Annotated in this window: 34 protein-coding genes; 22 read left to right on the top strand and 12 right to left on the bottom strand. The window is 65.3% G+C overall.

Annotated elements, in window-relative coordinates; all coding sequences use genetic code 11:
- Nucleotides 1-19 precede the first annotated feature (19 nt).
- The 3 genes from BRSPCE3_RS09860 to BRSPCE3_RS09850 all read right to left on the bottom strand — a co-directional run bounded on the left by BRSPCE3_RS09860 (nt 20) and on the right by BRSPCE3_RS09850 (nt 2,930).
- Nucleotides 20-640 carry a PepSY domain-containing protein gene (locus BRSPCE3_RS09860; RefSeq protein ID WP_244065593.1) on the bottom strand — a complete coding sequence of 207 codons (621 nt, stop codon included), beginning with the start codon at nt 638-640 and terminating at the stop codon, nt 20-22.
- Between the two features lie 264 nt (nt 641-904).
- Nucleotides 905-1,654, bottom strand: coding sequence for a TetR/AcrR family transcriptional regulator (locus BRSPCE3_RS09855; RefSeq protein WP_244065592.1), 750 nt, complete (start codon nt 1,652-1,654; stop codon nt 905-907).
- A 97-nt stretch (nt 1,655-1,751) separates the two neighbouring features.
- Nucleotides 1,752-2,930 carry a patatin-like phospholipase family protein gene (locus tag BRSPCE3_RS09850; RefSeq protein ID WP_244065591.1) on the bottom strand — a complete coding sequence of 393 codons (1,179 nt, stop codon included), beginning with the start codon at nt 2,928-2,930 and terminating at the stop codon, nt 1,752-1,754.
- A gap of 208 nt (nt 2,931-3,138) precedes the next feature.
- Between BRSPCE3_RS09850 and tgt the strand changes: the two genes are divergently transcribed.
- Complete coding sequence (gene tgt / locus BRSPCE3_RS09845; RefSeq protein ID WP_244065590.1) at nt 3,139-4,272, top strand: tRNA guanosine(34) transglycosylase Tgt; 1,134 nt, start codon at nt 3,139-3,141, stop codon at nt 4,270-4,272.
- A gap of 10 nt (nt 4,273-4,282) precedes the next feature.
- On the opposite strand, the gene BRSPCE3_RS09840 is transcribed toward tgt, so the two are convergent.
- A complete protein-coding gene (locus BRSPCE3_RS09840) occupies nt 4,283-4,504 on the bottom strand; it encodes a hypothetical protein (protein ID WP_244065589.1) in 222 nt (73 codons plus the stop codon).
- Between the two features lie 232 nt (nt 4,505-4,736).
- Between BRSPCE3_RS09840 and cysK the strand changes: the two genes are divergently transcribed.
- From cysK to BRSPCE3_RS09810, 6 genes are all read left to right on the top strand, one after another.
- Nucleotides 4,737-5,711 (top strand): cysteine synthase A, encoded by a 975-nt coding sequence (gene cysK, locus BRSPCE3_RS09835; RefSeq protein WP_244065588.1) that lies wholly within the window; start codon nt 4,737-4,739, stop codon nt 5,709-5,711.
- A 19-nt stretch (nt 5,712-5,730) separates the two neighbouring features.
- Nucleotides 5,731-5,970: a BrnA antitoxin family protein gene (locus BRSPCE3_RS09830; RefSeq protein WP_244065587.1), complete on the top strand. Its 240-nt coding sequence runs from the start codon at nt 5,731-5,733 to the stop codon at nt 5,968-5,970.
- Nucleotides 5,971-6,278: 308 nt separating this feature from the next.
- Entirely contained in the window at nt 6,279-6,602 is a 324-nt protein-coding gene (locus BRSPCE3_RS09825; protein WP_244065586.1) for a PadR family transcriptional regulator, read from the top strand.
- Entirely contained in the window at nt 6,603-7,175 is a 573-nt protein-coding gene (locus BRSPCE3_RS09820) for a DUF1700 domain-containing protein (RefSeq protein ID WP_244065585.1), read from the top strand. It abuts the gene before it with no gap.
- Nucleotides 7,176-7,193: 18 nt separating this feature from the next.
- The gene (locus BRSPCE3_RS09815; protein ID WP_244065584.1) at nt 7,194-8,111 is read left to right on the top strand and encodes a GIN domain-containing protein; all 918 of its coding nucleotides are present in this window, start codon (nt 7,194-7,196) and stop codon (nt 8,109-8,111) included.
- 45 nt (nt 8,112-8,156) lie between these two features.
- Nucleotides 8,157-9,149 (top strand): dienelactone hydrolase, encoded by a 993-nt coding sequence (locus tag BRSPCE3_RS09810; protein ID WP_244065583.1) that lies wholly within the window; start codon nt 8,157-8,159, stop codon nt 9,147-9,149.
- Nucleotides 9,150-9,192: 43 nt separating this feature from the next.
- On the opposite strand, the gene BRSPCE3_RS09805 is transcribed toward BRSPCE3_RS09810, so the two are convergent.
- Entirely contained in the window at nt 9,193-10,068 is an 876-nt protein-coding gene (locus tag BRSPCE3_RS09805; protein ID WP_244065582.1) for a DMT family transporter, read from the bottom strand.
- A gap of 143 nt (nt 10,069-10,211) precedes the next feature.
- On the opposite strand from BRSPCE3_RS09805, the gene BRSPCE3_RS09800 reads away from it, so the two are divergent.
- Both BRSPCE3_RS09800 and BRSPCE3_RS09795 read left to right on the top strand, forming a co-directional pair.
- On the top strand, nt 10,212-10,610 hold the full coding sequence (locus BRSPCE3_RS09800) for a RidA family protein (protein ID WP_244065581.1): 399 nt from the start codon (nt 10,212-10,214) through the stop codon (nt 10,608-10,610).
- An 11-nt stretch (nt 10,611-10,621) separates the two neighbouring features.
- The gene (locus tag BRSPCE3_RS09795) at nt 10,622-10,828 is read left to right on the top strand and encodes a hypothetical protein (RefSeq protein WP_244065580.1); all 207 of its coding nucleotides are present in this window, start codon (nt 10,622-10,624) and stop codon (nt 10,826-10,828) included.
- Nucleotides 10,829-10,896: 68 nt separating this feature from the next.
- Here BRSPCE3_RS09795 and BRSPCE3_RS09790 read toward each other — a convergent pair whose 3' ends face one another.
- From BRSPCE3_RS09790 to BRSPCE3_RS09765, 6 genes are all read right to left on the bottom strand, one after another.
- Nucleotides 10,897-11,451 (bottom strand): hypothetical protein, encoded by a 555-nt coding sequence (locus BRSPCE3_RS09790; RefSeq protein WP_244065579.1) that lies wholly within the window; start codon nt 11,449-11,451, stop codon nt 10,897-10,899.
- On the bottom strand, nt 11,396-11,755 hold the full coding sequence (locus tag BRSPCE3_RS09785) for a hypothetical protein (RefSeq protein WP_244065578.1): 360 nt from the start codon (nt 11,753-11,755) through the stop codon (nt 11,396-11,398). Before BRSPCE3_RS09785 ends, BRSPCE3_RS09790 begins: the two co-directional genes overlap by 56 nt.
- Nucleotides 11,756-11,947: 192 nt before the next feature.
- Nucleotides 11,948-12,547 (bottom strand): formyltransferase family protein, encoded by a 600-nt coding sequence (locus BRSPCE3_RS09780; RefSeq protein ID WP_244065577.1) that lies wholly within the window; start codon nt 12,545-12,547, stop codon nt 11,948-11,950.
- Between the two features lie 117 nt (nt 12,548-12,664).
- Nucleotides 12,665-13,951: a hemolysin family protein gene (locus BRSPCE3_RS09775; protein ID WP_244065576.1), complete on the bottom strand. Its 1,287-nt coding sequence runs from the start codon at nt 13,949-13,951 to the stop codon at nt 12,665-12,667.
- A gap of 261 nt (nt 13,952-14,212) precedes the next feature.
- Nucleotides 14,213-14,485: a hypothetical protein gene (locus tag BRSPCE3_RS09770; RefSeq protein ID WP_244065575.1), complete on the bottom strand. Its 273-nt coding sequence runs from the start codon at nt 14,483-14,485 to the stop codon at nt 14,213-14,215.
- Nucleotides 14,486-14,613: 128 nt separating this feature from the next.
- Nucleotides 14,614-14,829: a hypothetical protein gene (locus BRSPCE3_RS09765; protein ID WP_244065574.1), complete on the bottom strand. Its 216-nt coding sequence runs from the start codon at nt 14,827-14,829 to the stop codon at nt 14,614-14,616.
- Nucleotides 14,830-15,350: 521 nt separating this feature from the next.
- Between BRSPCE3_RS09765 and BRSPCE3_RS09760 the strand changes: the two genes are divergently transcribed.
- From BRSPCE3_RS09760 to BRSPCE3_RS09740, 5 genes are all read left to right on the top strand, one after another.
- On the top strand, nt 15,351-15,542 hold the full coding sequence (locus tag BRSPCE3_RS09760) for a hypothetical protein (RefSeq protein ID WP_244065573.1): 192 nt from the start codon (nt 15,351-15,353) through the stop codon (nt 15,540-15,542).
- A gap of 96 nt (nt 15,543-15,638) precedes the next feature.
- Nucleotides 15,639-16,529, top strand: a complete 891-nt coding sequence (locus tag BRSPCE3_RS09755) for a 3-hydroxybutyryl-CoA dehydrogenase (RefSeq protein WP_375709894.1) — start codon at nt 15,639-15,641, stop codon at nt 16,527-16,529.
- Nucleotides 16,530-16,840: 311 nt separating this feature from the next.
- Nucleotides 16,841-17,101 (top strand): DUF3551 domain-containing protein, encoded by a 261-nt coding sequence (locus BRSPCE3_RS09750; RefSeq protein ID WP_244065571.1) that lies wholly within the window; start codon nt 16,841-16,843, stop codon nt 17,099-17,101.
- 89 nt (nt 17,102-17,190) lie between these two features.
- Nucleotides 17,191-17,352, top strand: coding sequence for a hypothetical protein (locus tag BRSPCE3_RS09745; RefSeq protein WP_244065570.1), 162 nt, complete (start codon nt 17,191-17,193; stop codon nt 17,350-17,352).
- 37 nt (nt 17,353-17,389) lie between these two features.
- A complete protein-coding gene (locus BRSPCE3_RS09740) occupies nt 17,390-17,872 on the top strand; it encodes a hypothetical protein (RefSeq protein ID WP_244065839.1) in 483 nt (160 codons plus the stop codon).
- On the opposite strand, the gene BRSPCE3_RS09735 is transcribed toward BRSPCE3_RS09740, so the two are convergent.
- Nucleotides 17,869-18,048 (bottom strand): hypothetical protein, encoded by a 180-nt coding sequence (locus BRSPCE3_RS09735; protein WP_244065569.1) that lies wholly within the window; start codon nt 18,046-18,048, stop codon nt 17,869-17,871. The genes BRSPCE3_RS09740 and BRSPCE3_RS09735 overlap by 4 nt on opposite strands.
- Before the next feature lie 263 nt (nt 18,049-18,311).
- Here BRSPCE3_RS09735 and BRSPCE3_RS09730 point away from each other — a divergent pair, with 263 nt between their 5' ends.
- The 8 genes from BRSPCE3_RS09730 (at nt 18,312) to BRSPCE3_RS09695 (ending at nt 23,475) form a co-directional block, all read left to right on the top strand.
- Nucleotides 18,312-18,506: a hypothetical protein gene (locus tag BRSPCE3_RS09730; RefSeq protein ID WP_244065568.1), complete on the top strand. Its 195-nt coding sequence runs from the start codon at nt 18,312-18,314 to the stop codon at nt 18,504-18,506.
- A 162-nt stretch (nt 18,507-18,668) separates the two neighbouring features.
- Entirely contained in the window at nt 18,669-19,574 is a 906-nt protein-coding gene (locus tag BRSPCE3_RS09725; RefSeq protein WP_244065567.1) for a ribonuclease Z, read from the top strand.
- A 179-nt stretch (nt 19,575-19,753) separates the two neighbouring features.
- On the top strand, nt 19,754-20,002 hold the full coding sequence (locus BRSPCE3_RS09720; protein ID WP_244065566.1) for a hypothetical protein: 249 nt from the start codon (nt 19,754-19,756) through the stop codon (nt 20,000-20,002).
- Nucleotides 20,003-20,234: 232 nt separating this feature from the next.
- Nucleotides 20,235-21,083 (top strand): hypothetical protein, encoded by an 849-nt coding sequence (locus BRSPCE3_RS09715; RefSeq protein WP_244065565.1) that lies wholly within the window; start codon nt 20,235-20,237, stop codon nt 21,081-21,083.
- Between the two features lie 33 nt (nt 21,084-21,116).
- The gene (locus tag BRSPCE3_RS09710) at nt 21,117-21,338 is read left to right on the top strand and encodes a hypothetical protein (protein WP_244065564.1); all 222 of its coding nucleotides are present in this window, start codon (nt 21,117-21,119) and stop codon (nt 21,336-21,338) included.
- Between the two features lie 4 nt (nt 21,339-21,342).
- Nucleotides 21,343-21,786, top strand: coding sequence for a hypothetical protein (locus tag BRSPCE3_RS09705; RefSeq protein WP_375709883.1), 444 nt, complete (start codon nt 21,343-21,345; stop codon nt 21,784-21,786).
- A 97-nt stretch (nt 21,787-21,883) separates the two neighbouring features.
- Nucleotides 21,884-22,387 (top strand): hypothetical protein, encoded by a 504-nt coding sequence (locus tag BRSPCE3_RS09700; RefSeq protein ID WP_244065563.1) that lies wholly within the window; start codon nt 21,884-21,886, stop codon nt 22,385-22,387.
- 2 nt (nt 22,388-22,389) lie between these two features.
- Nucleotides 22,390-23,475 carry a YihY/virulence factor BrkB family protein gene (locus tag BRSPCE3_RS09695; protein WP_244065562.1) on the top strand — a complete coding sequence of 362 codons (1,086 nt, stop codon included), beginning with the start codon at nt 22,390-22,392 and terminating at the stop codon, nt 23,473-23,475.
- Nucleotides 23,476-23,495 lie beyond the last annotated feature (20 nt).

Genomic DNA, 23,495 nt, shown 5'->3' with positions numbered 1-23,495 from the left:
GGCAGTACCCGCTACGCTGTCAGCGTCTGCGCACGCCGGGTGGCTCGAGGATCACCTCTTTCAGATCGCTGCCGGTCAGCACGACGATGACGAAACTGAGCTTGCCGCCTTCGCGCATCAAGCCGCCGCTGATGGCCTTTCCCGAGGTCGTGTGCTCGGCGACGCGCACCGCGTCGGCCAGGCGATGCCGGAGCGCCTTGAGCACCGCGAGGTTGTCGCGGTCCTCGGCGCCGAGGGTTGCCAGCGGCGAGGGGGCCTCGCCACCGATTACTGCCCCGGTCGAGGCGTCGATGGCATGCTGCCAGATGCGGCCCTGCTGCATGGTCTTGACCCGATAGACCGCGGGCTCCGTCGCGCCGTCGAAGCTGATGTCGGCGGTGATTGCGCCGGAATGCAGCGCCTCGGCAATCGCCATCGCCTTGCGCAGCGAGATCTGGGCGGCCTGGAAGCTGTCGAGCTCACGGCGAACCGTATGCATGTCGAGCGCGCTGTCGCTGTCCTGCGGCGGGTTGAGCGCCGCGGCTGCCGAGCTCGTGATCGCATGGGCCGGTGTCGCGAAGGGCAGGGCGATCAGCGCGGTCGCAAGCAATCGCGCTCCGAATGCCCAGTGCCGCAGTGCGTGTAATCGTCCCGTCGTCATGGTCGCATCCGTCGCGTCGAACCGCCGCCCAGCGGAGAAAATGCGGCCGACCTTCGTAAGTCAGAGGTCGGCCGCCGAACGTTCAGGCGGAGCGATGGCGGCAGCTCCGTCGTGACGATCGAAGTTACAAGGTGGCGCCAAACCCCTTGGGGGGCTGATCCGGGTTCCGCGCCTCTTTGCAACTAAACAATACGGTTTCGTTCTGTTTTTTCAAGACTCATCACGGCAACGTGTAAGACAACGAAACGATCCTAAAAAAAGGCGTCAGCGGGCCGGCCGGCGGCGCGTCTTTGCAGCATCACGAAGGCGATCCTGCGGCCCGACGGCGCCGGCGAGAAACAGCCGGATCGAGACCTCCATCCGGGTCTCGGCGGTCTTCATGTCGATCGGAATCCCGAATGTCGCCATCCGATGGGTATGGCCGACCACCATGTTGAGGAAGGTCTCGGCCGCGATCGTGGTGTCCTCGAGGTCGAGGGCGCCGTTGTCGGCCAGATGATCGAAGAAATCCGCCGTCGTCGACACCGCTTTCGACCAGCCTTCGTCGACGGCAAGCTTGGCGACCTCGGGGAAATTGATCGCCTGCGCGGTCAGGATCCGGCTGAAGGCAATGGAGTCGGCGCTGCAGTTCAGCACCAGGAGCTGACGCCCGAGCTCGATCAGCCGTTCCTCGACTGAACCATCGCAGCTGCCGCCGGCCTGCGCTTCCGCCGCCGCGGCGGCGAGCGGGGCGAGCCAGCGGGCAATCTCACGCCGGAGCACCGCGGCGAACAGGCCGCGCTTGTCGCCATACTGTGCGTAGACGGTGGGCTTGCTGACCCGGGCGGCCTCGGCCACCGCGTCGATCGACGTCGCGTCGAAGCCGCGCTCGAGGAACAGGCGGGTGGCGACCTCGATCAGCCGCTGGTCGCGCTCGATCGCAGCGTCCCGGGTCGGCCGGCCGCCGCGTGACTTGGTCACGCCGCGCTTGGCCGGCTGCTTGGCCGCCTTGGCCTTGGTTGCCGTCAATCCCATTGCCCATTCATCTCGTTGTGCGTCGGACGGGTTCGTCCGGTCTATAACCCGCCCGCTGCGGATTCGTCCATTCGGCGGTACCGGAGGCGGGGGCCGCTCAGGGCGGCGTCGCGGTCCAGGCCTGCCCCGCGGCGGCCTTCTCGTAGCCGTACCGGTAGAGCGCGCGCATGTAACCGGTGTCGAAGCCCTGGGTCTCCGGCGCTGGATAATCTCGTTCGATGTAGGACAGATGGAAGCCCAGCCGGTTGCGGCGGGCGAAATCATAGGTCGAGAGGATCACGGAGCGGGTCTGCGCCTGGGTGATCGCGGAAATGCTGCGCGAGGCGACGTCGATCGTCGAGTTCGACACCAGCTCGAAATTGCCTTCGAGCTTCTTGTTGACGAGGATGTAGATGTTCATGCGGCTGTTGGCGGGCCAGCCGCGCTCGCGGAACAGCAGCGCGTCGGGCAGCGTCAGCACCGGCGCCGTCACGCCGCCGTCGACATGCATCTCCTGGAAGCGGCGGCCCTGGCCCTCGGCGTCGATCATGATCGGCGGAAACACCAGCGGGATCGAGGCGGAGGCCGCCATCACGTCGCGAAACAGCTGCAGCGCTTCCGGTGTGCCGACCGCGGCGATCCGCCCCATGTCCCAGATCACCGTGCGCTGGGTGTCGAGATCGGTGGTGACGATCAGCAGCTTGCGGCCCTTGGCGTTTTCGCGCGCCACCTCGCTCATGATCTCCGGGCCGACGTAACGCGCCACCAGTTCGCGCAGCCGCTTGTTGCCGAACAGGCCGGAGCCGAACAGCACCCGCATCAGGCTCGGGTCCTGCAGCAGGCTCTCGGCGATGCCTGAGGTATAGACCTCCTTCAGAGTGTCGTCGTAGCGCGAGCCGAGGAACGCGAAGGGCGCAATGAGGCCGCCGGTGCTGACGCCGGAGACCACCGAAAAGCTCGGGCGATTGCCGGCCGCGGTCCAGCCATTGAGAACGCCCACGCCATAGGCGCCGTCGGCGCCGCCGCCGGAGAGGGCGAGATAGGTCTTGATCGGGGCGACGGTATCCTTCTCCAGGCGGAATTTCGACGCCGGCTCGTCGGCATAGCGGCGCAGCCCATCGAGATCGAGCACCCGCGAATTGGCGGCGTCGGCGGCCGTGTAGGGCGTCCGCGGCAGCGAGCTGCAGGCCGCCAGCGCGAAGGCGAGGGCACACAGCAGGGCGACTGGCCGGATTGCGCGCGCGGCTGTCGTCCGATGGCGGACGCCGTCAGGCCGGGCGCTGTGGGGTGAAAACATCTCGCTCAGTCGGGTTTCGCGCGGATTGAGGTCGCGGCGGCAGGGTCCGTCGCCTTATTCCTGACATAAAACGATACGGTTTCGTTTTGTTTAACGGAAGGCCGGTTCCAGGGCAAGCCTTGGTCCGGTCACCGGCGTTCACGATGCCGCGTGTGCGCCGTTATGCGACGGGTTGATTGGGCTTCAGTGACACGCAATAAGCAGCCGCATGACCGTTCCCAATCATTTCGAGCTGCTGGCAACCGACGGCGCTGCCCGCACCGGGCGCCTGACCACGCCGCACGGCGTCGTGCGGACGCCCGCGTTCATGCCGGTCGGTACCGCGGGCGCGATGAAAGGCATGCATTGGCGCGAGGTACGCGATGCCGGCGCCGATATCGTGCTCGGCAACACCTATCACCTGATGCTGCGGCCGGGCGCCGAGCGCATTGCCGGGCTCGGCGGCCTGCAGCGCTTCACCGGCTGGGGCGGCCCGATGCTGACCGACTCCGGCGGCTTCCAGGTGATGTCGCTCTCGGAGCTGCGCAGGGTGACCGAGAAGGCCGTGACCTTCCGTTCGCATATCGACGGCGCCAAGGTCGAGCTGTCGCCGGAGCGCTCGATCGAGGTGCAGCTTCTGCTCGGCTCCGACATCGCAATGCAGATGGACGAATGCGTGCGGCTGCCGGCCGAGCGCGCCGACATCGAGCGCGCGATGCAGCTCTCGCTGCGCTGGGCCGAGCGCTCCAAGCGCGCCTTCGAGGCGGCGCGGGACGGCTACATGCTGTTCGGCATCGTGCAGGGCGGCGATGTCCCCGAGCTCCGGCACGTCAGCGCGCGCGGGCTGACCGAGATCGGCTTTCACGGTTACGCGATCGGCGGGCTGGCGGTCGGCGAGCCGCAGGCCGTGATGCTGTCGATGATCGAGGAGACCGCGCCGTCGCTGCCGTCCGATCGGCCGCGCTATCTGATGGGCGTCGGCACGCCGGAGGACATTCTGGAGGCGGTGGCGCGTGGCGTCGACATGTTCGACTGTGTGATGCCGACACGGAACGGCCGCCACGGCATGGCGTTCACCCGGTTCGGGCAGATCAATTTGCGCAACGCCCGGCACATCGACGATCCGCGTCCACTCGATGAAGAGAGTTCGTGGCCGGCCGCACGCGACTATTCGCGCGCCTATCTGCATCACCTGGTGCGTGCCGGCGAGACACTTGGGGCAATGCTGCTGTCCGAAATCAACGTCGCCTATTACCAGGAGCTGATGCGGGGCATCCGCGATGCGGTCGCCAACGGCAGGTTCGAGGATTTCAGAACGAAAACGCGCGCCGGTTGGGCGCGCGGGGACATAGCTCCGAGGTGAGCCTGGGTGATCAGTTGCACACGATCGGGATTGGTTTCACCGAGTGCTTGGTCACGAACCCGTAACCGCAATTGTCGCAGGTCCAGAGATAGCTGATCAGATTGTCGAACAGATACGCGGAGGCTTCGGCCGCCACCATGGAGTCCGCACACACTGGACAGGTCGGCAGATCGCTGCCGCGCGGATCGGGCCTGGACGCTGCGGTCGACAGAACTTCAGCAAGTGCCGGCATTGTGCGCCTCCCTTTGCGTTCTGAGCTGCACCTGACGAAAGTCTATATAGACCCATTTGTTTGACCTTGTCGCAACACAAATGCGTAGCTTTTACGTTATTTGTGCGGGTTCTGATTTTGCGATGCAACGAATTCGCGCCGCGCCGGTTTCTCACTTGCGCGTTATGATGCGCTGCTTCTAATGAGAGAAGACCCCATATTTCCAGCACATCCCGCAGCAAGGAGCCGCTTGATGGACGCGCCGTCGACAACGAGTGCAGTGCAACCCGGACGCGGACGCGTCTTTGACTCCATCGTCGACGCGATCGGCTCCACGCCGATCGTGCGGCTGCGCCGACTGCCGCAGGCGAGCGGCGTCAACGCGACGATCCTGGCCAAGCTGGAATACTTCAATCCGGCGGCCAGCGTGAAGGACCGCATCGGCGCCGCGATGATCGTGGCGATGGAGAAGGCCGGGATCATCAACGCCGACACCGTGCTGATCGAGCCGACCTCGGGCAACACCGGCATTGCGCTCGCCTATGTCGCGGCGTCGCGCGGCTATCGGCTCAAGCTCGTGATGCCGGAATCTATGTCGATCGAGCGGCGGCGGATGCTGGCCTTCCTCGGCGCCGAGATCGTGCTGACCCCGGCGGCGCAGGGCATGAAGGGCTCGATTGCGACCGCGGAAGAACTGGTGCGCACGACGCCCAACGCGGTCATGCCGCAGCAGTTCAAGAACCTCGCCAATCCGGAAATCCATCGCCGCACCACGGCGGAGGAGATCTGGAACGACACCGGCGGCAACATCGACTATTTCGTCGCCGGCGTCGGCACCGGCGGCACCATCACCGGCGTCGGCCAGGTGCTGAAGCCGCGCAAGCCGTCGTTGCGAGTTGTCGCAGTGGAGCCGGAAGAGAGCCCCGTGCTGTCGGGCGGCCAGCACACGCCGCACAAGATCCAGGGCATCGGCGCAGGCTTCATCCCTGACATCCTCGACCGCTCCGTGATCGACGAGATCGTCAAGGTGAACAGCGCGACCGCGATCGAGACGTCGCGCGCGCTGGCGCGCACCGAAGGAATTCCCGGCGGCATTTCGTCAGGCGCGGCGATCGCGGCCGCCTTGCAGATCGGCAAGCGGCCGGAAGCTGCGGGCAAGACCATCCTGGCGATTGTGCCGTCGTTCTCGGAGCGCTATTTGTCGACGGCGTTGTTTGAAGGAATTTGAAGACACAGGAATCGATGACATGGCCGATCAGCCGAGGCGACCGCGAACCCTGAACGATGCCCGCAGCGAAGCCGAGGCGGCGTTCAAGCGCGCCACCACCAAGGTCGCGGAGGCAGCGCCGAAGACGGTCGCCGTCCCCGGCGTCCGCGAGCAGATCACGCTGCGGATCGATCAGGACGTGCTGGAATATTTCCAGGCGGGCGGTCCCGGCTGGCAGGATCGCATCAACGCGGCGCTGCGCAAGGCCGCCGGGAAGTAACGCTTCCAGGAGGAGGGAGCCCCCGGGGAGACTCCCGGGACGCTCGTTCAAAGTAAAAGCCTTTGCCGGCATCCATCGATGTCCCGCGTGGAAAATCCGCCGGGACGCATGCCGAAGCCTGCTGTGTATCGATCGCGTTCGCGGTTTGCAGCGACGATAAAATAGCACAATGGGCTAAATCCGGACGCTCGCCACCTTCAGACGCGGTGCTTGCGATCGCCGTGACCTACCTTTCATAAACATGTACCTTGCAATGAAAGGTACCTTGTAATATATTCTCTCTGAACGGTCCGACCGCGCGGCTTGCCATGCCCGAACAGAACCAAGTCCAGCTCAAGAAAGGCGCGCTCGAATTGTGCGTGCTGGCGCTGTTGGCGCGCGGTGAAAGCTATGCCTACGAGATCGCCAGCGCGCTTGCGGCCGGCGTCGGCATGGGAGAGGGAACGATCTATCCCCTCATGCGGCGCATGCAGGACGACGGGCTGGTCGAGACGCGCCTTGCCGAGTCGAACAGCGGTCCGCCGCGCAAATATTACCGGCTCACCCCGGCCGGCCGCGCTGCCTTCGCAGCGCAGAAGCGCGAGTGGCGGACATTCACGGATGCCGTCAACCAGCTGCTGGGAGAACGCTGAATGAACCGCGTCGCCTTCTTGACCATTCTCAGGGACGGGCTCGCCGGACTTCCGGTGCGGGAGATCGACGACATCCTCGCCGACTACATGTCCTATTTCGACGAAGCCGAGGCCTCCGGGCGAAGCGAGGCCGATGTGGCAGCAGCGCTCGGTGACCCAAGGCGATTGGCCCGCGAGCTGCGCGCCGAAACCGGGCTGCGTCACTGGGAAAACCATCGCAGTCTGGGCAACTCCGCCGCCGCTCTGCTCGCGCTCGGGGGATTGGCCACCGTCGACATTCTGTTCCTGCTGCCACTGATGTTCGCCGTGACCCTTGTCATGCTGGTGATCGGCCTCGTTCTCGTCGCGCTCGGCATCGTCGGGATCGGATTGCTGCTGAGCCTCGTGAAGGTCGGGCACTTTGCCTCGATCGCCGCGATGCTGCTGCGCGCGGTGGCCGGTATCGGGTTGATCACCGGCAGCGTCGGAGGCGGTGCGCTGCTGCTGCTGGCGCTCGACGGCGCTGTGAAGATGCTCGGGAATTATGCCCGGCTGCACTACCGGCTGCTCAAGCCAGAACAGGACCCGACTTAACAAGGCAGGAGATGCGTCATGCGCAGGCGTCTTTTAGGGATCGCAGTGGTGTCGCTGAGCATTGCGGCGGCGTGCGCGGTCATCACGGTTCTGACTTCGGCAACGGATTGGATGAACGGCGACTACCGATCATGGGCCGGCACGATGCGAAGCTGCGCATCGGCGAAAACGACCGGCGCGGGCGAGCGCCGCACTGTCGATCTCGACTGGGCGGGCAGCGATGCCGTCAAGATCAAGATTCCGGCGCAGGTGCATTATCAGCCCGGACCCAAGCCACAAGCCAGCGTCAGCGGCGATGCCGACCTGGTCGGCCATGTGCGCCTGCACGACGGCACGCTCGAATGGGACACGGTGGAGTGGGACCGCCTGGTTGACTGCTTTCCGGCAAGCGATCTCGCCGTCCGGCTGTCCGGCCCCGCGGTCACGGCGTGGACGTTGAACGGCTCGGGCGAGCTCAGCCTCTCCGACATCAAGCAGGACACACTGCACATCACCATGCACGGCAGCGGCGATGTGACGGCAAGCGGCGAAGCCAAGGAGGTATCGCTCGGTGCCGCCGGCTCCGGACGAGCCGACCTCGGTCGGCTGGTCATGCAAAGGACCAGCGTGAACACGTCGGGCAGCACAGATATCAAGCTTGCTGATATCAAGCCGGACGTGCTGCGCATCGTCATGCATGGCAGCAGCATCGTCACCGCCAGCGGAACCGCGCGCGAGGTGTCGCTCGAGTCAGCCGGCTCCGGCCGCGCCGATCTCGGCGGGCTGATCGCCGACAAAGCCAGCGCGCAAATCCACGGCAGCGCCGATGTTGATCTCGCGCCGCGCCAGGATGCCGACATCTCGGTCTCCGGAAGTGCTGTCGTGAAACTGCACGGCACCGCGGCGCGGATCAATTCGCACGTGTCGGGTTCAGGCGCGATCAAGCAGGTGCCGTAGCGCCTTTTGTAGCCAAGCAGACGAATACACAGGGAGGAGAATTCGATGCACGCTTCCAACCATCTTTGCAGATTCCTTTCCGCCATTGGCTTCTGCGTCACGGCAACACTTGCACAGGCCGCCGGCCTGCGATCGTTCGATATTCCCGCCGATGCCGATGGCCCGGCCATTCACGGCGCGATCTGGTCTCCCTGCGCCGAACCGCCGGGGCAGGTAGTTCTCGGCATGATCACCTTGCCGGGCGTGATGGATTGTCCGCTGCCGGACGGCAAGCTGCCGCTGGTCGTCGTCTCGCACGGCAGGGGCGGCAATTTTGCCGGGCATCACGACACCAGTGAAGCACTCGCTGACGCCGGCTTCATTGTTGCCGCGATTAGCCATCCCGGCGACAACTCGTTCGATCTAAGCCGTTCGGACGATATGTCCGTCTATGTCGAGCGACCGCAAGACATCAAGCGCCTGATCGACTTCATGCTGCTCGCATCACCGCTGAGTGCTGCCATCGATCGCGAACGGATCGGATTGCTCGGCTTCTCACGCGGCGGCTATACCGGCCTGGTGGCGGTCGGCGCCAATCCGGATTGGGCCAAAGCCGCCGGCGCCTGCCAGCATTCGGCGAGCCGCGCCTGCGCGCAAATTCTACGAAAGGAATATCCCGCGCAGCCTCTGACGCATGATCCGCGGATCAAGGCCGCCGTCATCGCCGATCCACTCGCCGTCGCGTTCAGCGCGGAAAGCCTCTCGGCGGTCAAGGTGCCGGTGCAGTTGTGGGCCTCGGCGTATGGCGGCGACGGCGTGCATCCCCGCGACGTCGCCGCCGTGGACGCCAACCTTCCGGCCAGGCACGACTATCGCGTGGTTCCGAACTCCTGGCATTTCTCATTCCTGCCGCCCTGTTCAGCGGCGCTGCTCAAGGCGTGGCCCGAACTCTGCGTGGATGCGCCGGGCTTCGACCGCGTCGCGTTCCACACGCAGTTCGACGCCGACGCGCTCGCGTTCTTCCGAACATGGTTGACCCGGACAGCCGAAGTTCGCTGATATCCTCTCAGGTGGGGCGGCGCCGACGCGGTGCCGCCCGACTTCACTTCGTGCGCACCGTCACCTTTCCGCCTGGCCTCAGGTTCAGCAGGTTGCCGGCCAGGATCATCGCCGCGCCGAGCACCGTGTAGGCGTCGAGCTGCTCGGCATAGATCAGCCAGCCGGCGATCGCCGTCAGCGGCACCCTGATGAAGTCCATCGGGATCACCACGGTCGCATCGGCGTGGAGCAGGGCGCGCGCCATGCAATAGTGCGAGAAGGTGCCGCAGAACGCGATCACGGCGAGCCAGCCCCAGGTCGAGAGCGGCGGCCAGGTCCAGACATAGAGCGCGGGCCCGATGCTCGCGAGCGACTGCACCATCAGCATCCAGAACATGATCGTCAGGGTCTGCTCGGTTCGCGTCAGCGACTTGACGACCGTGACCGAGATGCCGAAGCCGACCGCAGCCGCGAGCGCGATCAGCTGGCCCGGATTGATCGCGCCGGTCGCGGGCCGCACGATCACGAACACGCCGACCAGTCCCAGCACGATCGCGACGACCTTCCGGGACGTCATGCGTTCGCCGAGAAAACTCGCCGCGAGGATCGCGGTCCAGATCGGCATCGTAAACTCGATCGCGACCACCTGGCCGAGCGGAATCAACGTCAGCGCATAGAACCAGCCGAGCTGGGCGCAGAAATGGATCAGGTTGCGCGCGATGTGGACGTGCACCCGCGCCGTCTTCACGATCGCAAAGCCGCCATTGATATGGATCAGCGGATACAGCATCGCGAAGCCGAGCACGCCGCGCACGGCCATCAGCTGGAATACGTTGACCTCGCGCGTCGCCTCGCGGCCGGCCACCGCCACGATCAGCATCAGCGCGAGCCAACCGGACATCCATAGCGCTGCGCGTGTCTTTGAGGGCGTGCGATCCATGATCGAAACGAGGTGAGGAGGGATGCCGGGTATCGGCGAGCTGTCATGAATTTGCAACGCGCAATTCTGCCGACGCGGTGATGCGCGGACCAGGTGATCTCTGCTAAGCAGGTCGGGAATAATCACATCAGGAGGATCTGCTCATGCGTGTCTTGCAACCGGCCGAATGGTCGAAACCCCGGGGCTTCTCGCACGGCGTCGCGTTCGACGCGCCCGGCAAATGGATCGTGCTGGCCGGGCAGACCGGCGGCGACGAGAAGGGCGACTACGCGCCCGAGATGGCCGCCCAGGTCGGCACCGCGCTGAAGCGGATCATCAAGCTGTTGAACGAGGCCGGCGCCGGGCCCGAGCACATCGTCCGGCTGACCTGGTACCTGACCAGCCGCAGCGAATACGAGGCCGCGGGCGCCGGTATCGGCGCCGCGTGGAAGGAGACGCTCGGGCGCAATTTCCCGCCATCCACGCTGCTCTATATCGACGGCTTGGTCGATCAGCGCGCCAAGGTCGAGATCGAGGTGACGGCGTTCATTCCCACAGCATAGGACCTTCAGCGATGAACACGAGCAACATGCGAAAGGCGCCCGAGCTCCTCACGGGGTTCGCGACCGGCTGGCCGGAGCAACAACCGGATATCATGGTGATCTCCATGACGACGGACAAAGGCGTGCACGATTTTGCGGTCACCAAGGATCAGGCGCTGTTGATCGCCCGCACCATCCAGCAGACCGCCGAGAATCTTGGCAAGCCACGCACGGCGTAGCGAGCGCATGGCCAATGAAAAACGCCCGCAGGATTTGGGTCCCGGGGGCGTTGTTGTCTGAAGGCCGGTTACTTCGTCAGCGTGATGTTGGCGCCGCGGAACTGGCTGTCGGCCCGAATGGTGACGGACTGCTTGTTGCCGGCGGTGCGCATCGAGATGTCGGCGTTGAAGCCGGGCGCGCTCGCAACGACCTGGAAGTTGCCGCCACCGCCGCGACCGCGCAGGTCGCCGCTGACATTGCGGCTGGACTCGCTCCAGGACCCGCTGACCGCGCTGCCTTCAGCCTCCACGTCGGCTGCCAGGTTGAACTTGTAGGCGTCGCTGGCGCAGGTGAGGCTCATGGTCATCTTGGGTCCGCCGACGCGATAGGTCGCGCGGCAGCGGATCCGCTCGCTGGATCCGTCGTCCAGGGTGACTGAGCCGGCGCCCGACCAGGTGCCCGCCATGCCGGCGAACGGGCCGGACTGGGCATGGCACGCGCTGCTTGCGAGTGCGGTCACGAAAAACGCGGCGGCTGCAATTGCTGGCCGCCGCGCGATGGCGAAGAAACTTGATGCGCTGGAAATCTTACTGACGGGATGCTTCCCATCGGCCGCTGCACGGTACGCCAGCTGATGCCCCATTCCACTTCCCCGATCCGGAGTTGCCACTGAGTTGTCCGTTCGCATATGCACCATTGATCGAGACTCGCACAAGTCCCCCGCTGCCGACGGTGCCGGAGATCGCCGCGCCCTGCGCCGAGATCTTTCCTTCTGCCACGGTCACGGTCGAGCTCTGCGACGGCTCGCAGCTTCCGGTCTTGGTGACGACTGTGACGTTCCAGAGGCCGTCATAAGGCTGCTGAGCGGATGCGGGAGCGGCGGTGAGGGCGGCAGTTGAAGCGACCGAAATGAGCAAAAGCAGGTCGCGAATGCGGATCGAACGCATGAATCAAATCCCTGTAATTTCGTGTGATGACGCGGCTTATCCTGTCACAATGTGTTCAAAATTTGCTGCGTCGCGGGAGTCACAGATGTTCCTGTGAACTCAAACACATCATGGTGAATTCGGTTCCGGATCGGGAACGAAGAATCTGAACCGGCGCCGAAGTATCCCGGTATTTTAATACCGGGGTATCGATCAGTGCTTGCCGGGGCTCAGATTGGGCGCCTTGGTCGCGAACTGCTCGTCCTGGGCCTTGGCCGGCAGCGAGCCGTTGACCTTGCCATAGTCGATGACCTCGCCGAGCAGACGCAGCCCGAGCGGCGCCAGCGCGCGCTCCCACAGCTCGCGGGCGGTCTCGCCCTTCTTGACGAACACCCAGTCCTGGGCGGCGATCGCGCCGGCGTCCATACGGTCAGCGAGGTGATAGATGCTGCCGCCGGCGATCGGATCGCCTTCCTTGATGGTCCATTCCACCGCGGCGATGCCGCGGTGACGCGGCAGCAGCGACGGGTGGTAGCCGATGCCGCCGAGCTTGGCGACGGCGAGCGCCTCCTTGCTGACACGGGCATGGCTATGGGCGGTCACGATCAATTCGGTGCCCGGCGCGATCTCGGCGGCCGTGACCACCTTGGGATCGGCCTGGACGACGACCTCGATGCCGGCCGCCCTGGCCGCGGCCGCCAACCGGTCCTCGCCGTCATGGACGACCACCCTGACCAGCGTGACGTGGTGCTCGCGCAGCATGTTCAGGGTCGTCACGCCGAAATGGCGGGAACCGACAAGGGTAATGCGCATGGGATCAAATCCGTAGGGTTACTCGGAGGGATTTCGGCAGCCGTCATGCCGATAGCACACGGCGGCCGCCTGTTTCGCTGTCCTGCCCGTTATCAACAGGCCGGCCGGCTGGCAATGTCAGGCCGGCTGCTTGCTCGCCAGCACCTTGTCGATGCGCCTGCCGTCGAGATCGACGATCTCGAAGTCCCAGCCCTGCGCGATGGTTTTCGCGCCGACATCCGGGATCGCGCCGAATGCATGCAGCAGAAAGCCGGCCGCGGTCTGGTAGGGCCGCGGCGAGGGCAGTGCGATACCGAGCAACTCGCTGAACTCCAGCGCCGGCATCCAGCCCGAGATCAGATAGGAGCCGTCGGCACGCCTGACGTAAGCGGGCTCGGCCGGCCCTTCCTCGGTGTGGAAGGCGCCGACGATGGCCTCGAGGATGTCGGCGCTGGTGACGACGCCCTGGAAGGTGCCGTATTCGTCGTGGACGAGGCCGATATGCACCGCGGAGTCGCGCAGGATCGCGACCACGTCGCGGGCGTCGACGGTCTCCGGGATGATCGGCGCATCGCGCGTCAGCGCGCGGATGTCGGGCGCCTGGCCCGCGAGATAGACGTCGAGCACGTCCTTGGCCTGCACGATGCCGAGCGCATGGTCGCGGTTGCCGTCGAACACCACGCAGCGCGAGTGATTGCTCTTCTGCAGCGTCGACAGGATTTCCGGCGCGGGCGCGGCGAGGTCGATCAGGCTGACCTCGTGGCGCGGCGTCATCACGGCACCGACCGGCAGATCGCCGAGCCGCATCACGCCGGCGATCATCTCCTTTTCGCCGGGCTCCAGTACGCCGGCGTTCTCGGCTTCCACCACCAGCGTCTTGATCTCGTCCTCGCTGACGCGGTCCTGCGCATCCTCGCGATGGCCGAGCAGCCACAGCAACGATTTGCCGGAGCGGTCGAGCAGCCACACCACCGGCAGCGACAGTTTGGCCATCACCGTCATCGCCGGCGCAGCCTTGACCGCGATCGCCTCCGGATCGCGTAGCGCGATCTGCTTCGGCACCAGCTCGCCGACAATCAGCGAGGCATAGGTGATGACGCCGACGACGATGCCGACACCGGCGGCGTCGGCGACGTTTGCCGGCACACCAAGCTCGAACAGCCATTGCGAGAGCCGCTGGCCGAGCGTTGCGCCCGAAAAGGCGCCCGACAGCACGCCGATCAGGGTGATGCCGATCTGCACCGTGGACAGGAATTTTCCGGGATCGGAGGCCAGCGCAAGCGCGCGGCGCGAACCGCTGACGCCGCGTTCGACCAGCGCCGCCAGTCGCGCCGGACGGGAGGAGACGATCGCGAGTTCCGACATCGACAACAGACCGTTGACGACGATCAAGACCGCCACGATCGCAAGTTCCAGATATAACACGGGAGTCCCTAAGCGTTGGCGGCATCGGCCGCTGTACGGCGCCCAATATAGGCATAGTGGAGCCGTTTTGCTCTGCCTCGTCGTGGGCCCCTGCACAAGCAGAGGGTGCGTATGGCGCGCATGCAGCAGGAAATCGCGGCATTTTGGCGCGCTGGCGCGGATGACAGCAGCATGTGTGTACGCCTGCCGGCAACCTCCAGCGTTTTGTTTTGACGGCTTTTCTTCACGCCAACCGGGATTCCGGTTCGCTCGGGAAACGCGTCAGGCGAGGATCCGCAGCTCGGGCCTCGCGAATTTCTTGCCGGACGAGGCGGGCTGCCCGAGCATTTGCTTCGAAGCGGCCTGCAGCTGCACGCGCAAATCGGCGTTGCACTGCTTCATCTGGTTGCGCAATTCGCGGCGCGAGAAGGCGGTGAGCGAAGGGTCCGCGAGTTGCTGCCAGGCTTTGCGGAGCCACTCCTGCAGTTCGCGAATGTTCTGGTCCAGAACCTTCTGATCCAGAACTTTGTGATCAAACACGTCGGGCTGGGTCATGCCGCCAAATCCCACGAAGCGATCAGTTGCAAACTAACGCTGATTCGCGTCGCTTCACCTAGCGCTATGTTGCGCAGGCGCGCTTGCGGTGGGGGAGATCGGGCCCGGCTGGCGCGGCGCCGCCGGCGTCAGCGCGCGTTGCCGGGTCCGGCGCGCAGCAGATCCAGCGCGATCGGCAGCGCGAGGAACAGCGCGGCCGCCATCGAGAGATGACGTGTCTGCGTCGCGCTCAGGCCGAGATCGTTTTGGGCAAGATAGGCAAGCATGATCGCGGTGTAGGCCGCGACGCAGATTGCGACCGCGATGCCGCCGAAATCGGTCTTGCTGTCGGTCTCGTCGTCCATGCCGCACCGCTTCGTTGCGGGTGTGATGTAGCGTGGCTCACCGTCGCCAACTATGAGCTGGATCACGGGCGAGGGGCTCGCGCCGGCATGTCACGACCGACCTGCCTCGGCAGGAAGCTAGCGAGGGCGGTTGCCGTCCTGTCGGTTTCCACTCGGGAGCTTGACCGGGACGTGGGGCGAGGTGCTCACCACGCGCGGGCTTCCGTCTGAATGGGTCTGGCCGTTAAGCAACGTCTCGAGCAGCAAAATGAATTTTTCAGCAAGCATGGGCGTAGCCCTCGTCGTCTAATTTCCTTATGTCGCGGCGCGCCGCGGAAAATTCGATCAACTAAATGCGAGTCGCACCGGCAAGGCGATGCTGCGGCGCAAGGCCTTCCGCCCGCAATCCGGGAGATTACCGATGCCTGCGCCGTCAACCCGGGGAGGCTTGCGCGAAATAGTTGCCAACTTCCTAACGGTTGCCCGCGCTGTACGTGATGATGCTCACCGTTCCTTCAAGGATGCACGTTAACGATAGGGGTATGGATCGTGACCAGGACATCGATGAAGGGCTCGTACCGGCGCTGCGCCGCAGCTACGGGCGGCTGGCCTGGTGGATCGTGCGGCTCAACCGCGCGCTCGAGCCGTCGCGCAGGGCGGAGCCATCCCGGACGGACGTGCCGTCACGTACCGCGGTTCCGCCGCGGCGGCCGTTGCCGCCGCGCCCCGAATAGACCTCACCAGAATACCGTCGGATGCTGTATCGGCCGTGCGGCCGGACTGCTATTCATGCGCCAGCCGCGGACCCATGGTCCGCCGTGTTTGACGACGTGGCCGCGCGGCCGCGCAAGCGACGAGGGACTGAAACAATGATCGAGACGGTAGGCATTATCGGCGCCGGGACCATGGGCAACGGCATCGCGCAGATCTGCGCGGCAGCGGGGCTCGGTGTCACCATGGTGGATATCTCCGACGCGGCGGTGCAACGCGGCCTGAAGACCGTCGGGACCAGCCTCGATCGCCTGGTCGCCAAGGAGAAGATGACTGCGGCCGATCGCGACGCGACGCTCGGGCGCATCGATGCAACCACCGACAAGTCGAAGCTCGCCGCCTGCGATCTCGTGATCGAAGCCGCGACTGAGAACGAGGAGTTGAAGATCAAGATCCTGAAGGATCTGTGTGCCGGGCTGAAGCCGAGCACGCTGGTCGCGACCAACACTTCGTCGATCTCGATCACCCGCCTTGCGGCCTCGACCGATCGTCCCGACCGCTTCATCGGCATGCACTTCTTCAATCCGGTGCCGGTGATGGCGCTGCTCGAATTGATCCGCGGCTTGCAGACCTCGGACGACACGGTCGCCAAGGCCGAAGCCTTCGCCAAGCGCGTCGGCAAGGTCGCGATCACCGCCAAGAACAGCCCGGGCTTTGCGGTGAACCGCATCCTGTGCCCGATGATCAACGAGGCGATCTTCGCGCTGCAGGAAGGCATCGCGACCGCGGAGGAGATCGACGCCGGCATGAAGCTCGGCTGCAACCATCCGATCGGCCCGCTCGCGCTCGCCGATTTGATCGGGCTCGACACGATGCTGTCGGTGATGGAGGTGTTTTACACCGGCTTCAACGATCCCAAATACCGGCCGGCGCCGCTGCTGAAGGAGATGGTCGATGCCGGTCATCTCGGCCGCAAGACAGGGCAGGGATTCTACAGCTACAGCAAGTGAGGCCTTACGCGCGTCCGACCCCGTAGTCATCCGGGATAGATCGCGCGGACAAGCTCGCGTAACCACAGCTCCTGATCCGCCACTGAGGCGGGGGACATCAGATACGAGGCCCGGGCTCCTAGGCACACCGGGCCTCGTATTTTTTTGTGCGGTCCCTTGCGCATTCGGGCGGCCGCCCGCCTGAAACGCGCCTCACATATGGCCTGACGCCCGGGTCACAGCTTCTTGAGGCGGCGACCCAGAAACCTCGCAGATCCGGCCGGCGTACCTAGATCAACGGCTGGGTGCCGATCGAGGAAGGAAGCAGCATCATGCGCAGGTCGAAATGGGCAATTCTGGCGTTCGCGGCGCTCGGGACGAGCTGGATTGTCGGCGCCGCGCAGCCGGCGACGGCCGACCCCTACGACTATCCCTGGTGCATCCAGGGCAAGGAGGAGGGATATCCCGGCTATTGCGGCTACCAGACCTACCAGCAGTGCCAGGCGTCGGCGTCAGGCCGCGCTGCCAGCTGCGGCATCAATCCGCGCGTTGCGTTCAGCCAGCAGAGGGTGCCGCCGCGGGCGATCCGCTGAGCGGAGCATGGACGCCGGCCACGCGGCCGTCAGGCACGATGGTTGCATTGCCGGGGTTGGATAATTGTCCCCTTTGCATTGGAGAGCACATGGGTGAGATCATCAGGTTCATCTCGAAGTCCGAACGGGAGCGCGCGCGTCTGATTCGCGAGGCCCGCGCGAACTACGAGCGCATTTTCCCATCGGCCGATTCCGCCGATGCGCAAGGCGCCGCCGCCGAGGGCGACGGCAGCGAGGCGTCCAAGCCGTAGCCCGCCATTATCGCCCCAGGACAAGGTGGACCGCGCGATGTGGAAACGGGTGTGGCTGCGGCTATGGCAGCCGTTGTGGAAGAGTTGGACGATCGACAAGCCGGCGGCGCTTGGCGACTGGCTCTGGCAGGTCCTGGTCGTCGATCTCGCGGCGTTGCTCGACCGGCTGACATTGCGCAAGCTGATTGCGCTGATCCCGGTGGTCATCGTGATCGGTGCCTATTGGCACCGGATTCCGCTGCCTCCCGAATTGATGCTGGTCGGCGACGCGCTGGCCTATATCGACATCCTCTCGATGATCTTCCTGATCGGCCTGTTCACGCGCGTGGCCACCGCCATGGTGCTGGTCAGGCAGGCCATGGCGTTTGCTCGCGGCCTGCTGCGGCAGGTGCCGATGGCGTTGCACCGATTTGGCATTCGGCACCGTCGCGCCAAGGACAGCACGCGCCGCCGGAGGCTCACGCCTGCGAGGACGGACGACGAGGACGCCCCCGTCGCCGCGGGTCTGGCTTGGGCCTAGTCGCGATGCGCGGAAGAACCATCCGGGCTCTGCCGGCGCGAGCTGGAGAGGTCGGTCGCGGCCTGCTGGGATCGATGAAACGCGAGACCCATCTGGACGCTCCAGACGCCGAACAGCACGGCGCCTGCCACACAGGCCACCACGAAGGCCCAATCGCGTTTCTTCATCTGGTTCAACAAGGCCAACTCGATGCCGTGCCGGCGGTGGCCGGCTCAAGTGAAATGCCTCTGAAGCGAGACTCAGGCATTCTGGAGCGATCGAGCGTGCTTGTCGATTCGCGCCTCCTGTATCCGCCGCAGTCACGGAGCGGTGATTATCAAATCATGCGTCCAGAAACACTCCGAACAGATCGTCGGGGCTTCGCAACAATCTTGCCAAACTTTCACTGGCTCGCCAGCGCACTGGGTTCGAAGATGCAGAACCAACCGGACGAATCGAAATGACCGAACTTGAGGAGCTCAGATACTTCGAGCATCAGTGCCTGGAGATGGCGGAGCAGTCCACGCTGCCGGATGCCCGCCGCGCGCTTCAGATCCTGGCACGCAACTACGCCACCGCTGCCGAGGTCCTCGAGCGCCGTGCCCAATCCGCCAACACCGCGTTGGCGCAACTGTTCCGATGCCTGCGGCTGTGATCCGATTGAAAGGCTGAGAAGGCCGCGGCGCCGACCGCGCAGGCGAAGCCCGGCCCCGCCAACACCACGGACGTCGCAGCGCTTGAACATGCGGGGCGAGGCTGCCATCAGAGGCTCCTCCAACCGGGGCATGAAGCCGTCGGCTGTCCGAGAGGTGTTGCGATGTTCGCGCTGACTTTTCTGGGAACGTCGGCAAGCGTGCCGTCGCCCGAGCGCAACCACCCGGGCATTCTGGTCGAGGCGGCCGGCCATCGTATCCTGATCGATTGCGGCGAGGGAACGCAGCGCCAGCTGCTGCGCAGTGGCGCCGGCTTTCGCCGGCTCGATCGCCTGCTGCTGACCCACGGGCATTTCGATCATGTGCTCGGCATTCCCGGGCTGTTTTCGACGCTCCGGTTGCGGCAAAGCTCCGATGCGATGACGATCCATGGCGGGGCCGGCACGCTCGATGTCGTGGTCCGCATGCTGGCGGGGCTCTGGGGCGAGGGCCGGGCGCCGATCCCGCTCGATCTCGTGCCATTGATCGAGGGGCGTGTGCTCGACGCCGGCGACTTCACCGTCGATTGCTTTCCGGTCCGCCACCGCGAGACCGACAGCTTCGCCTTCTCGTTCCAGAGCGCGATCCGCCGGCATCTCCTGCCGGACCGGCTCACGGCGCTGCGCGTGCCGGATGGGCCGGTTCGAAGGGAGCTCGCGGAGGGACGGCAGGTACGGTTGGACGACGGCCGGACCATCGATCCCGAGCAGGTGCTCGGCCCCGCCGAAGGACGACAGAAGCTCGTCATCGTCGGCGACACCGAAACCACCGAGGGTCTGGACGACCACGTCAGGGACGCCGACGTGCTGGTGATCGAAGCGACGTTTCTGGCGCGTGACGCAGCCACCGCGCGCGAGTACGGGCATTTGACGGCGGCCGAAGCTGCTGCGCTTGCGGCGCGGAGCGGGGTCAAGCAGCTTGTCCTCACGCACATCTCGGGCCGCTATCCGGACGAGGACATTCTGGCGGAGGCAACGGAGATCTTCACGAACAGCCGCGTCGCCATCGACTTCGACCGCATCACGATCTGAGTGCAGGGAGCCTCCACGGTCCGGCGAACTGGAACGCAGTCGAGGTTCCCGACGATCGCAATGCCGATCGCACCGAACCCGCCACGATGTTGAACAGGCGTTCAGGAAAGTTCCGAAGTTGTTCCTGCAACATGCGCGGACGCCGGTCGTTGTCACGTGGGACTGAAAAGGAGGATGCCATGACGAAGCTTACTTACGCTCTTGCCGCGATCGCGGCACTTTCGATAGCGGCACCGACCATTGCCAGCGCGCAGGGTGTGGGCGTCTACGTCGGCGGCGGCCACGGCTACTACGGCGATCGATATGACGGTCCGCGCATCGGTGTGTACCGCGAGCACGATCGCGGCTGGCACCGCGGCTGGTATCAGCATCGCGACTACTACCGCGACCGTGGCGTCGTGATCCGTGGTCACGATTGGGATGACTAGCAAGTCCTGAGCACATCCCGCTGCGTCATCAGAAGGGCCTCGCTTCGGCGGGGCCCTTTTCGTTGCAGGCGACGCATCGCGTCGGTTCGACGCGTAGGAACTTTGGCTTCTCGGACAGATTGTCAGGACGAATTGAGCAAGGAGGCTCGGATGAACCAGCTGATTTATCTGGTGGGACTGATCGTGGTCATTCTGGCGATATTATCGTTCTTCGGACTGCGGTAGGCGCGCCATGGAGAATGAGCGAGGGCTTGCCGTGTCCGCCGACAACAGGATCGGCTTTCGGCTGCAATGGAGTCCGGTGTTTGCCGGCGCGCTGGCTGCGGCGGCGCTGTCGATAATCCTGATCGGCTTCGGTGCGGCAGTCGGGCTGGGCGTCAGCTCGAGCTCGCCGTCATGGCGTGACGCGTCGGCGGCGCTCGCGCTGCTATCCGGGCTGTTTCTGATCCTGCAGGCGCTGGTCAGCTTTGGCGTCGGAGGCTACATCGCCGGCCGTTCGCAACGTGTGATCGGCGCGACAGCGTCCGACGTGATCGAAGGCAGCGACGGACTTCATGGTCTGACCGCTTGGGCGCTCGCTGTCATCGTGGGGGCTGCAATCGTCGCACTGGTCGGCCTGTCGACCGCGCGCCCGGTGGTGCAGAACCGGCCGTCTGCGACGGCGGCGGAGCCGCTGTTGAGCGCCGAGCTCGACCGCCTGTACCGGTCGCTGCGGCGTCCGGCCAATATCGATATCGGCTATGAGCGGGCAGAGGCGGGCCGCATCCTGCTGACCAGTTCCGGCCATAGCGGCGTCAGCAGTGAGGATCGCAGCTATCTGATCCAGCAGGTCGCGGCCGCGACCGGTCTGGCCGCCGGCGAGGCCGAGAAGCGCGTCGATAGCGTGATCGGCGATGCCAGGACCGCGATCCAGCGATCGCGGCGCAGCGCGGTGATGCTGGCGTTCTCCATTGCAGCCGCGCTGCTGTTCGGTGCGGTCGCCGCGTGGGCCGCCGCCTGCGCGGGCGGCCGGCATCGCGACGGCGCCGCGCTGCCGGAATGGATGGGCGGCCGACCGACGACGCCCGTGCCGGTGGTTTGATGCAGTTGTGAATGCCTTTCAAGGGAGACAACGATGGCGACGATCTTGGTGATGGATCACAGCGGCGACACGCGGCAGCATTTCAATCCCGAGGACAGCGAGCAACTGACCTGGGCGCATCGGCGTTTCGCCGAGCTGACGTCGGACGGCTACACCGCCGCGGTGCGGAGAACTTCTGGTGAGGTCGCGCTCGTCCGCGCGCTGGATCCGACCGCCGGGGAAACCCTGTTTTACCCCAGGCTGGTCGGCGGCTGAGGCCATGATCGCTCGTCTGCGCGAGGTGTCTCTGCGGGCCGGGCTCCGGCGCGCCGCCGGCATGTTGCGTGCGACGTTGGCCGCGATCTGGGATCGCTGGCAGGCCTATGAACAAAGGGAGTCCCGCGGCCTTGCGCTGTTGTCGGCGTGGCTGTCGCCCGAACAGCGGGCGCAGTTCGAAAAGCACAGGCGCTTCGACGTCATCGGCTCGGAGTCCGGCAAGCGCTACCGGATTTGCTACGGGATTTCGACCAATGTCTATGAGTTGGACGGCCGGGACCGCGTTGTGCTCGGCTGGTGCTTCCGGCCTGTCGGCCCGCTCGTGGCGGGCGATGTGATGCTTGCCCAAAAGATCGCGCTGGAAACCGACGAGCGCGCCACGCTCATGGTGGCGAGACCATTTCCGAGCTCGCCGCCGCCACGCGCGAATTTCCCTTCGACCCATTGAGCATCCCGGCCCGGTGTGGGGCGGTGCGGGCGTGGCCGGTTAGGAACGCCGATCATCCTGCCGGATTGTCGAATGCCGACGTGCACTGGATATCGCCATGGGCGCCCACACCCGACCGTCTTCGTTGAGCCTGATCTTGCGCTCCTATCTCGCCGATTTGCGGCAATGGATCGGGCACCTGGCAACCGGCTACGCGCTGGCATGCGGCCTGATGCTGGTTGGTGCGGTCTCGCTCCTGATTGCGACCGGCGTCGCCGTGGCCGCCGGCTTCCACGCCCTTGAGGTGCGGTACGGCATCTGGATCGGCTATGCCGTGGTCGGGGGCGCATTTCTTCTCCTCGGGCTCGCGGGGCTGGTGGCGGGCCGCATGCTGCTCGCACGCCCGCCGCCCGCCGTGCCTCGCCCGAGCCGACAGGCCGATATGCTCAAGCGATCGATCGCCGTGCCCGTCGCGGCGCGACTGATCGCCATCTCCCGAACGGGAGCAACGGCGAGAGCCGACGTCACGACCCGGGCACTGGCCGCCGGGGCTGCCGTGATGCTGGTCGGCTGGTTCGCCGGATCGCGGCTCGGGCGTCGGCACGACGCCGTCCAGGACTAGCAATGGCTCAGCGCTCGAATTGGCCGAACGACCTGATGCTCGCCGGGGCAACGGCGCTGGCGACCTTGGCGATCTATCGCCATGTGTCCCGCACGGAGAGGCCGTCCGTTCGAGCGCAGGGCGTCGAACCTGCGTTGGCCGAAACGCAGGATCGCGGACGACTGGCTGACACGCCGGTCCAAATTCCGGCTGCCGGCTGGAAGGACATCCTGCTGCGGACCTATCAGCAGATCGACGAGGACCGGTTGCTGGCGACCGCCGCCGGCGTCGTGTTCTACGGCCTGCTGGCGATCTTTCCGGCCATCACCGCGCTGGTTTCGAGCTACGGGCTGTTTGCCGATCCATCCACGATCGCATCGAATCTGCGAAGGCTCGCCTTGATGCTGCCGGAGGGCTCATTCGCGATCGTCCAGGACCAGATCGCCCGCGTGCTCGCGAAGGGCTCTTCGACGCTCGGCCTTACCTTTGCCGTCGGACTGCTCATCGCGATCTGGAGCGCCAATGCCGGAATGAAGGCGATCTTCGATGCGCTCAACGTCGTCCATGACGAGAAGGAAAAGCGCGGCTTCGTCAAACTCAACCTGATGTCTCTTTCATTCACGGTCGCCGCGCTCATCTCGATCATGCTGATGGTAGGAGCGGTGGTCGTGGTCCCGCTTCTGCTGCAGCAGGTTGGACTGGGCGCACGGGCCGAGCTGGTCATCCGGTTCGGACGGTGGCCCGTTCTGGTGCTGCTGCTGCTCGTCGCACTCGCCGTGCTTTACCGCTATGGCCCCAGCCGAACCAAGCCGCGCTGGCAATGGCTGAGCGTCGGCGCGGTCACGGCGGCCGTGCTGTGGCTGATCGGGTCGGCGCTGCTGTCCTGGTACCTCGCGAATTTCGGCGACTACAATGCGACCTATGGCTCGCTGGGGGCGGCCATTGGCCTGATGACCTGGATGTGGATGTCTGCCATCATCGTGCTGTGCGGGGCGGAACTGAATTCGGAAATCGAGCATCAGACCGCAATCGATTCGACCGAGGGCCGCCGCAAGCCGCTCGGAACACGTGGCGCAACGATGGCCGATACGGTCGGCAAGGCGTCGTAGCCACACCGATCGCAGGCGAG

Source organism: Bradyrhizobium sp. Ce-3 (assembly GCF_022835695.1).
In the GTDB taxonomy this organism is placed as follows: domain Bacteria; phylum Pseudomonadota; class Alphaproteobacteria; order Rhizobiales; family Xanthobacteraceae; genus Bradyrhizobium.
Note: the sequence above shows the minus strand (reverse complement) of the source record. Positions and strands in the feature narration are given on the sequence as shown.

What these genes read in the sequence shown, in the direction of transcription:
- BRSPCE3_RS09860 (WP_244065593.1), bottom strand. Translation starts at nt 640, where the DNA reads ATGACGACGGGACGATTACACGCACTGCGGCACTGGGCATTCGGAGCG.
- BRSPCE3_RS09855 (WP_244065592.1), bottom strand. Translation starts at nt 1,654, where the DNA reads ATGGGATTGACGGCAACCAAGGCCAAGGCGGCCAAGCAGCCGGCCAAG.
- BRSPCE3_RS09850 (WP_244065591.1), bottom strand. Translation starts at nt 2,930, where the DNA reads ATGTTTTCACCCCACAGCGCCCGGCCTGACGGCGTCCGCCATCGGACG.
- tgt (WP_244065590.1), top strand. Translation starts at nt 3,139, where the DNA reads ATGACCGTTCCCAATCATTTCGAGCTGCTGGCAACCGACGGCGCTGCC.
- BRSPCE3_RS09840 (WP_244065589.1), bottom strand. Translation starts at nt 4,504, where the DNA reads ATGCCGGCACTTGCTGAAGTTCTGTCGACCGCAGCGTCCAGGCCCGAT.
- cysK (WP_244065588.1), top strand. Translation starts at nt 4,737, where the DNA reads ATGGACGCGCCGTCGACAACGAGTGCAGTGCAACCCGGACGCGGACGC.
- BRSPCE3_RS09830 (WP_244065587.1), top strand. Translation starts at nt 5,731, where the DNA reads ATGGCCGATCAGCCGAGGCGACCGCGAACCCTGAACGATGCCCGCAGC.
- BRSPCE3_RS09825 (WP_244065586.1), top strand. Translation starts at nt 6,279, where the DNA reads ATGCCCGAACAGAACCAAGTCCAGCTCAAGAAAGGCGCGCTCGAATTG.
- BRSPCE3_RS09820 (WP_244065585.1), top strand. Translation starts at nt 6,603, where the DNA reads ATGAACCGCGTCGCCTTCTTGACCATTCTCAGGGACGGGCTCGCCGGA.
- BRSPCE3_RS09815 (WP_244065584.1), top strand. Translation starts at nt 7,194, where the DNA reads ATGCGCAGGCGTCTTTTAGGGATCGCAGTGGTGTCGCTGAGCATTGCG.
- BRSPCE3_RS09810 (WP_244065583.1), top strand. Translation starts at nt 8,157, where the DNA reads ATGCACGCTTCCAACCATCTTTGCAGATTCCTTTCCGCCATTGGCTTC.
- BRSPCE3_RS09805 (WP_244065582.1), bottom strand. Translation starts at nt 10,068, where the DNA reads ATGGATCGCACGCCCTCAAAGACACGCGCAGCGCTATGGATGTCCGGT.
- BRSPCE3_RS09800 (WP_244065581.1), top strand. Translation starts at nt 10,212, where the DNA reads ATGCGTGTCTTGCAACCGGCCGAATGGTCGAAACCCCGGGGCTTCTCG.
- BRSPCE3_RS09795 (WP_244065580.1), top strand. Translation starts at nt 10,622, where the DNA reads ATGAACACGAGCAACATGCGAAAGGCGCCCGAGCTCCTCACGGGGTTC.
- BRSPCE3_RS09790 (WP_244065579.1), bottom strand. Translation starts at nt 11,451, where the DNA reads ATGGGGCATCAGCTGGCGTACCGTGCAGCGGCCGATGGGAAGCATCCC.
- BRSPCE3_RS09785 (WP_244065578.1), bottom strand. Translation starts at nt 11,755, where the DNA reads ATGCGTTCGATCCGCATTCGCGACCTGCTTTTGCTCATTTCGGTCGCT.
- BRSPCE3_RS09780 (WP_244065577.1), bottom strand. Translation starts at nt 12,547, where the DNA reads ATGCGCATTACCCTTGTCGGTTCCCGCCATTTCGGCGTGACGACCCTG.
- BRSPCE3_RS09770 (WP_244065575.1), bottom strand. Translation starts at nt 14,485, where the DNA reads ATGACCCAGCCCGACGTGTTTGATCACAAAGTTCTGGATCAGAAGGTT.
- BRSPCE3_RS09765 (WP_244065574.1), bottom strand. Translation starts at nt 14,829, where the DNA reads ATGGACGACGAGACCGACAGCAAGACCGATTTCGGCGGCATCGCGGTC.
- BRSPCE3_RS09760 (WP_244065573.1), top strand. Translation starts at nt 15,351, where the DNA reads ATGGATCGTGACCAGGACATCGATGAAGGGCTCGTACCGGCGCTGCGC.
- BRSPCE3_RS09750 (WP_244065571.1), top strand. Translation starts at nt 16,841, where the DNA reads ATGCGCAGGTCGAAATGGGCAATTCTGGCGTTCGCGGCGCTCGGGACG.
- BRSPCE3_RS09745 (WP_244065570.1), top strand. Translation starts at nt 17,191, where the DNA reads ATGGGTGAGATCATCAGGTTCATCTCGAAGTCCGAACGGGAGCGCGCG.
- BRSPCE3_RS09740 (WP_244065839.1), top strand. Translation starts at nt 17,390, where the DNA reads ATGTGGAAACGGGTGTGGCTGCGGCTATGGCAGCCGTTGTGGAAGAGT.
- BRSPCE3_RS09730 (WP_244065568.1), top strand. Translation starts at nt 18,312, where the DNA reads ATGACCGAACTTGAGGAGCTCAGATACTTCGAGCATCAGTGCCTGGAG.
- BRSPCE3_RS09725 (WP_244065567.1), top strand. Translation starts at nt 18,669, where the DNA reads ATGTTCGCGCTGACTTTTCTGGGAACGTCGGCAAGCGTGCCGTCGCCC.
- BRSPCE3_RS09720 (WP_244065566.1), top strand. Translation starts at nt 19,754, where the DNA reads ATGACGAAGCTTACTTACGCTCTTGCCGCGATCGCGGCACTTTCGATA.
- BRSPCE3_RS09715 (WP_244065565.1), top strand. Translation starts at nt 20,235, where the DNA reads ATGGAGAATGAGCGAGGGCTTGCCGTGTCCGCCGACAACAGGATCGGC.
- BRSPCE3_RS09710 (WP_244065564.1), top strand. Translation starts at nt 21,117, where the DNA reads ATGGCGACGATCTTGGTGATGGATCACAGCGGCGACACGCGGCAGCAT.
- BRSPCE3_RS09705 (WP_375709883.1), top strand. Translation starts at nt 21,343, where the DNA reads ATGATCGCTCGTCTGCGCGAGGTGTCTCTGCGGGCCGGGCTCCGGCGC.
- BRSPCE3_RS09700 (WP_244065563.1), top strand. Translation starts at nt 21,884, where the DNA reads ATGGGCGCCCACACCCGACCGTCTTCGTTGAGCCTGATCTTGCGCTCC.
- BRSPCE3_RS09695 (WP_244065562.1), top strand. Translation starts at nt 22,390, where the DNA reads ATGGCTCAGCGCTCGAATTGGCCGAACGACCTGATGCTCGCCGGGGCA.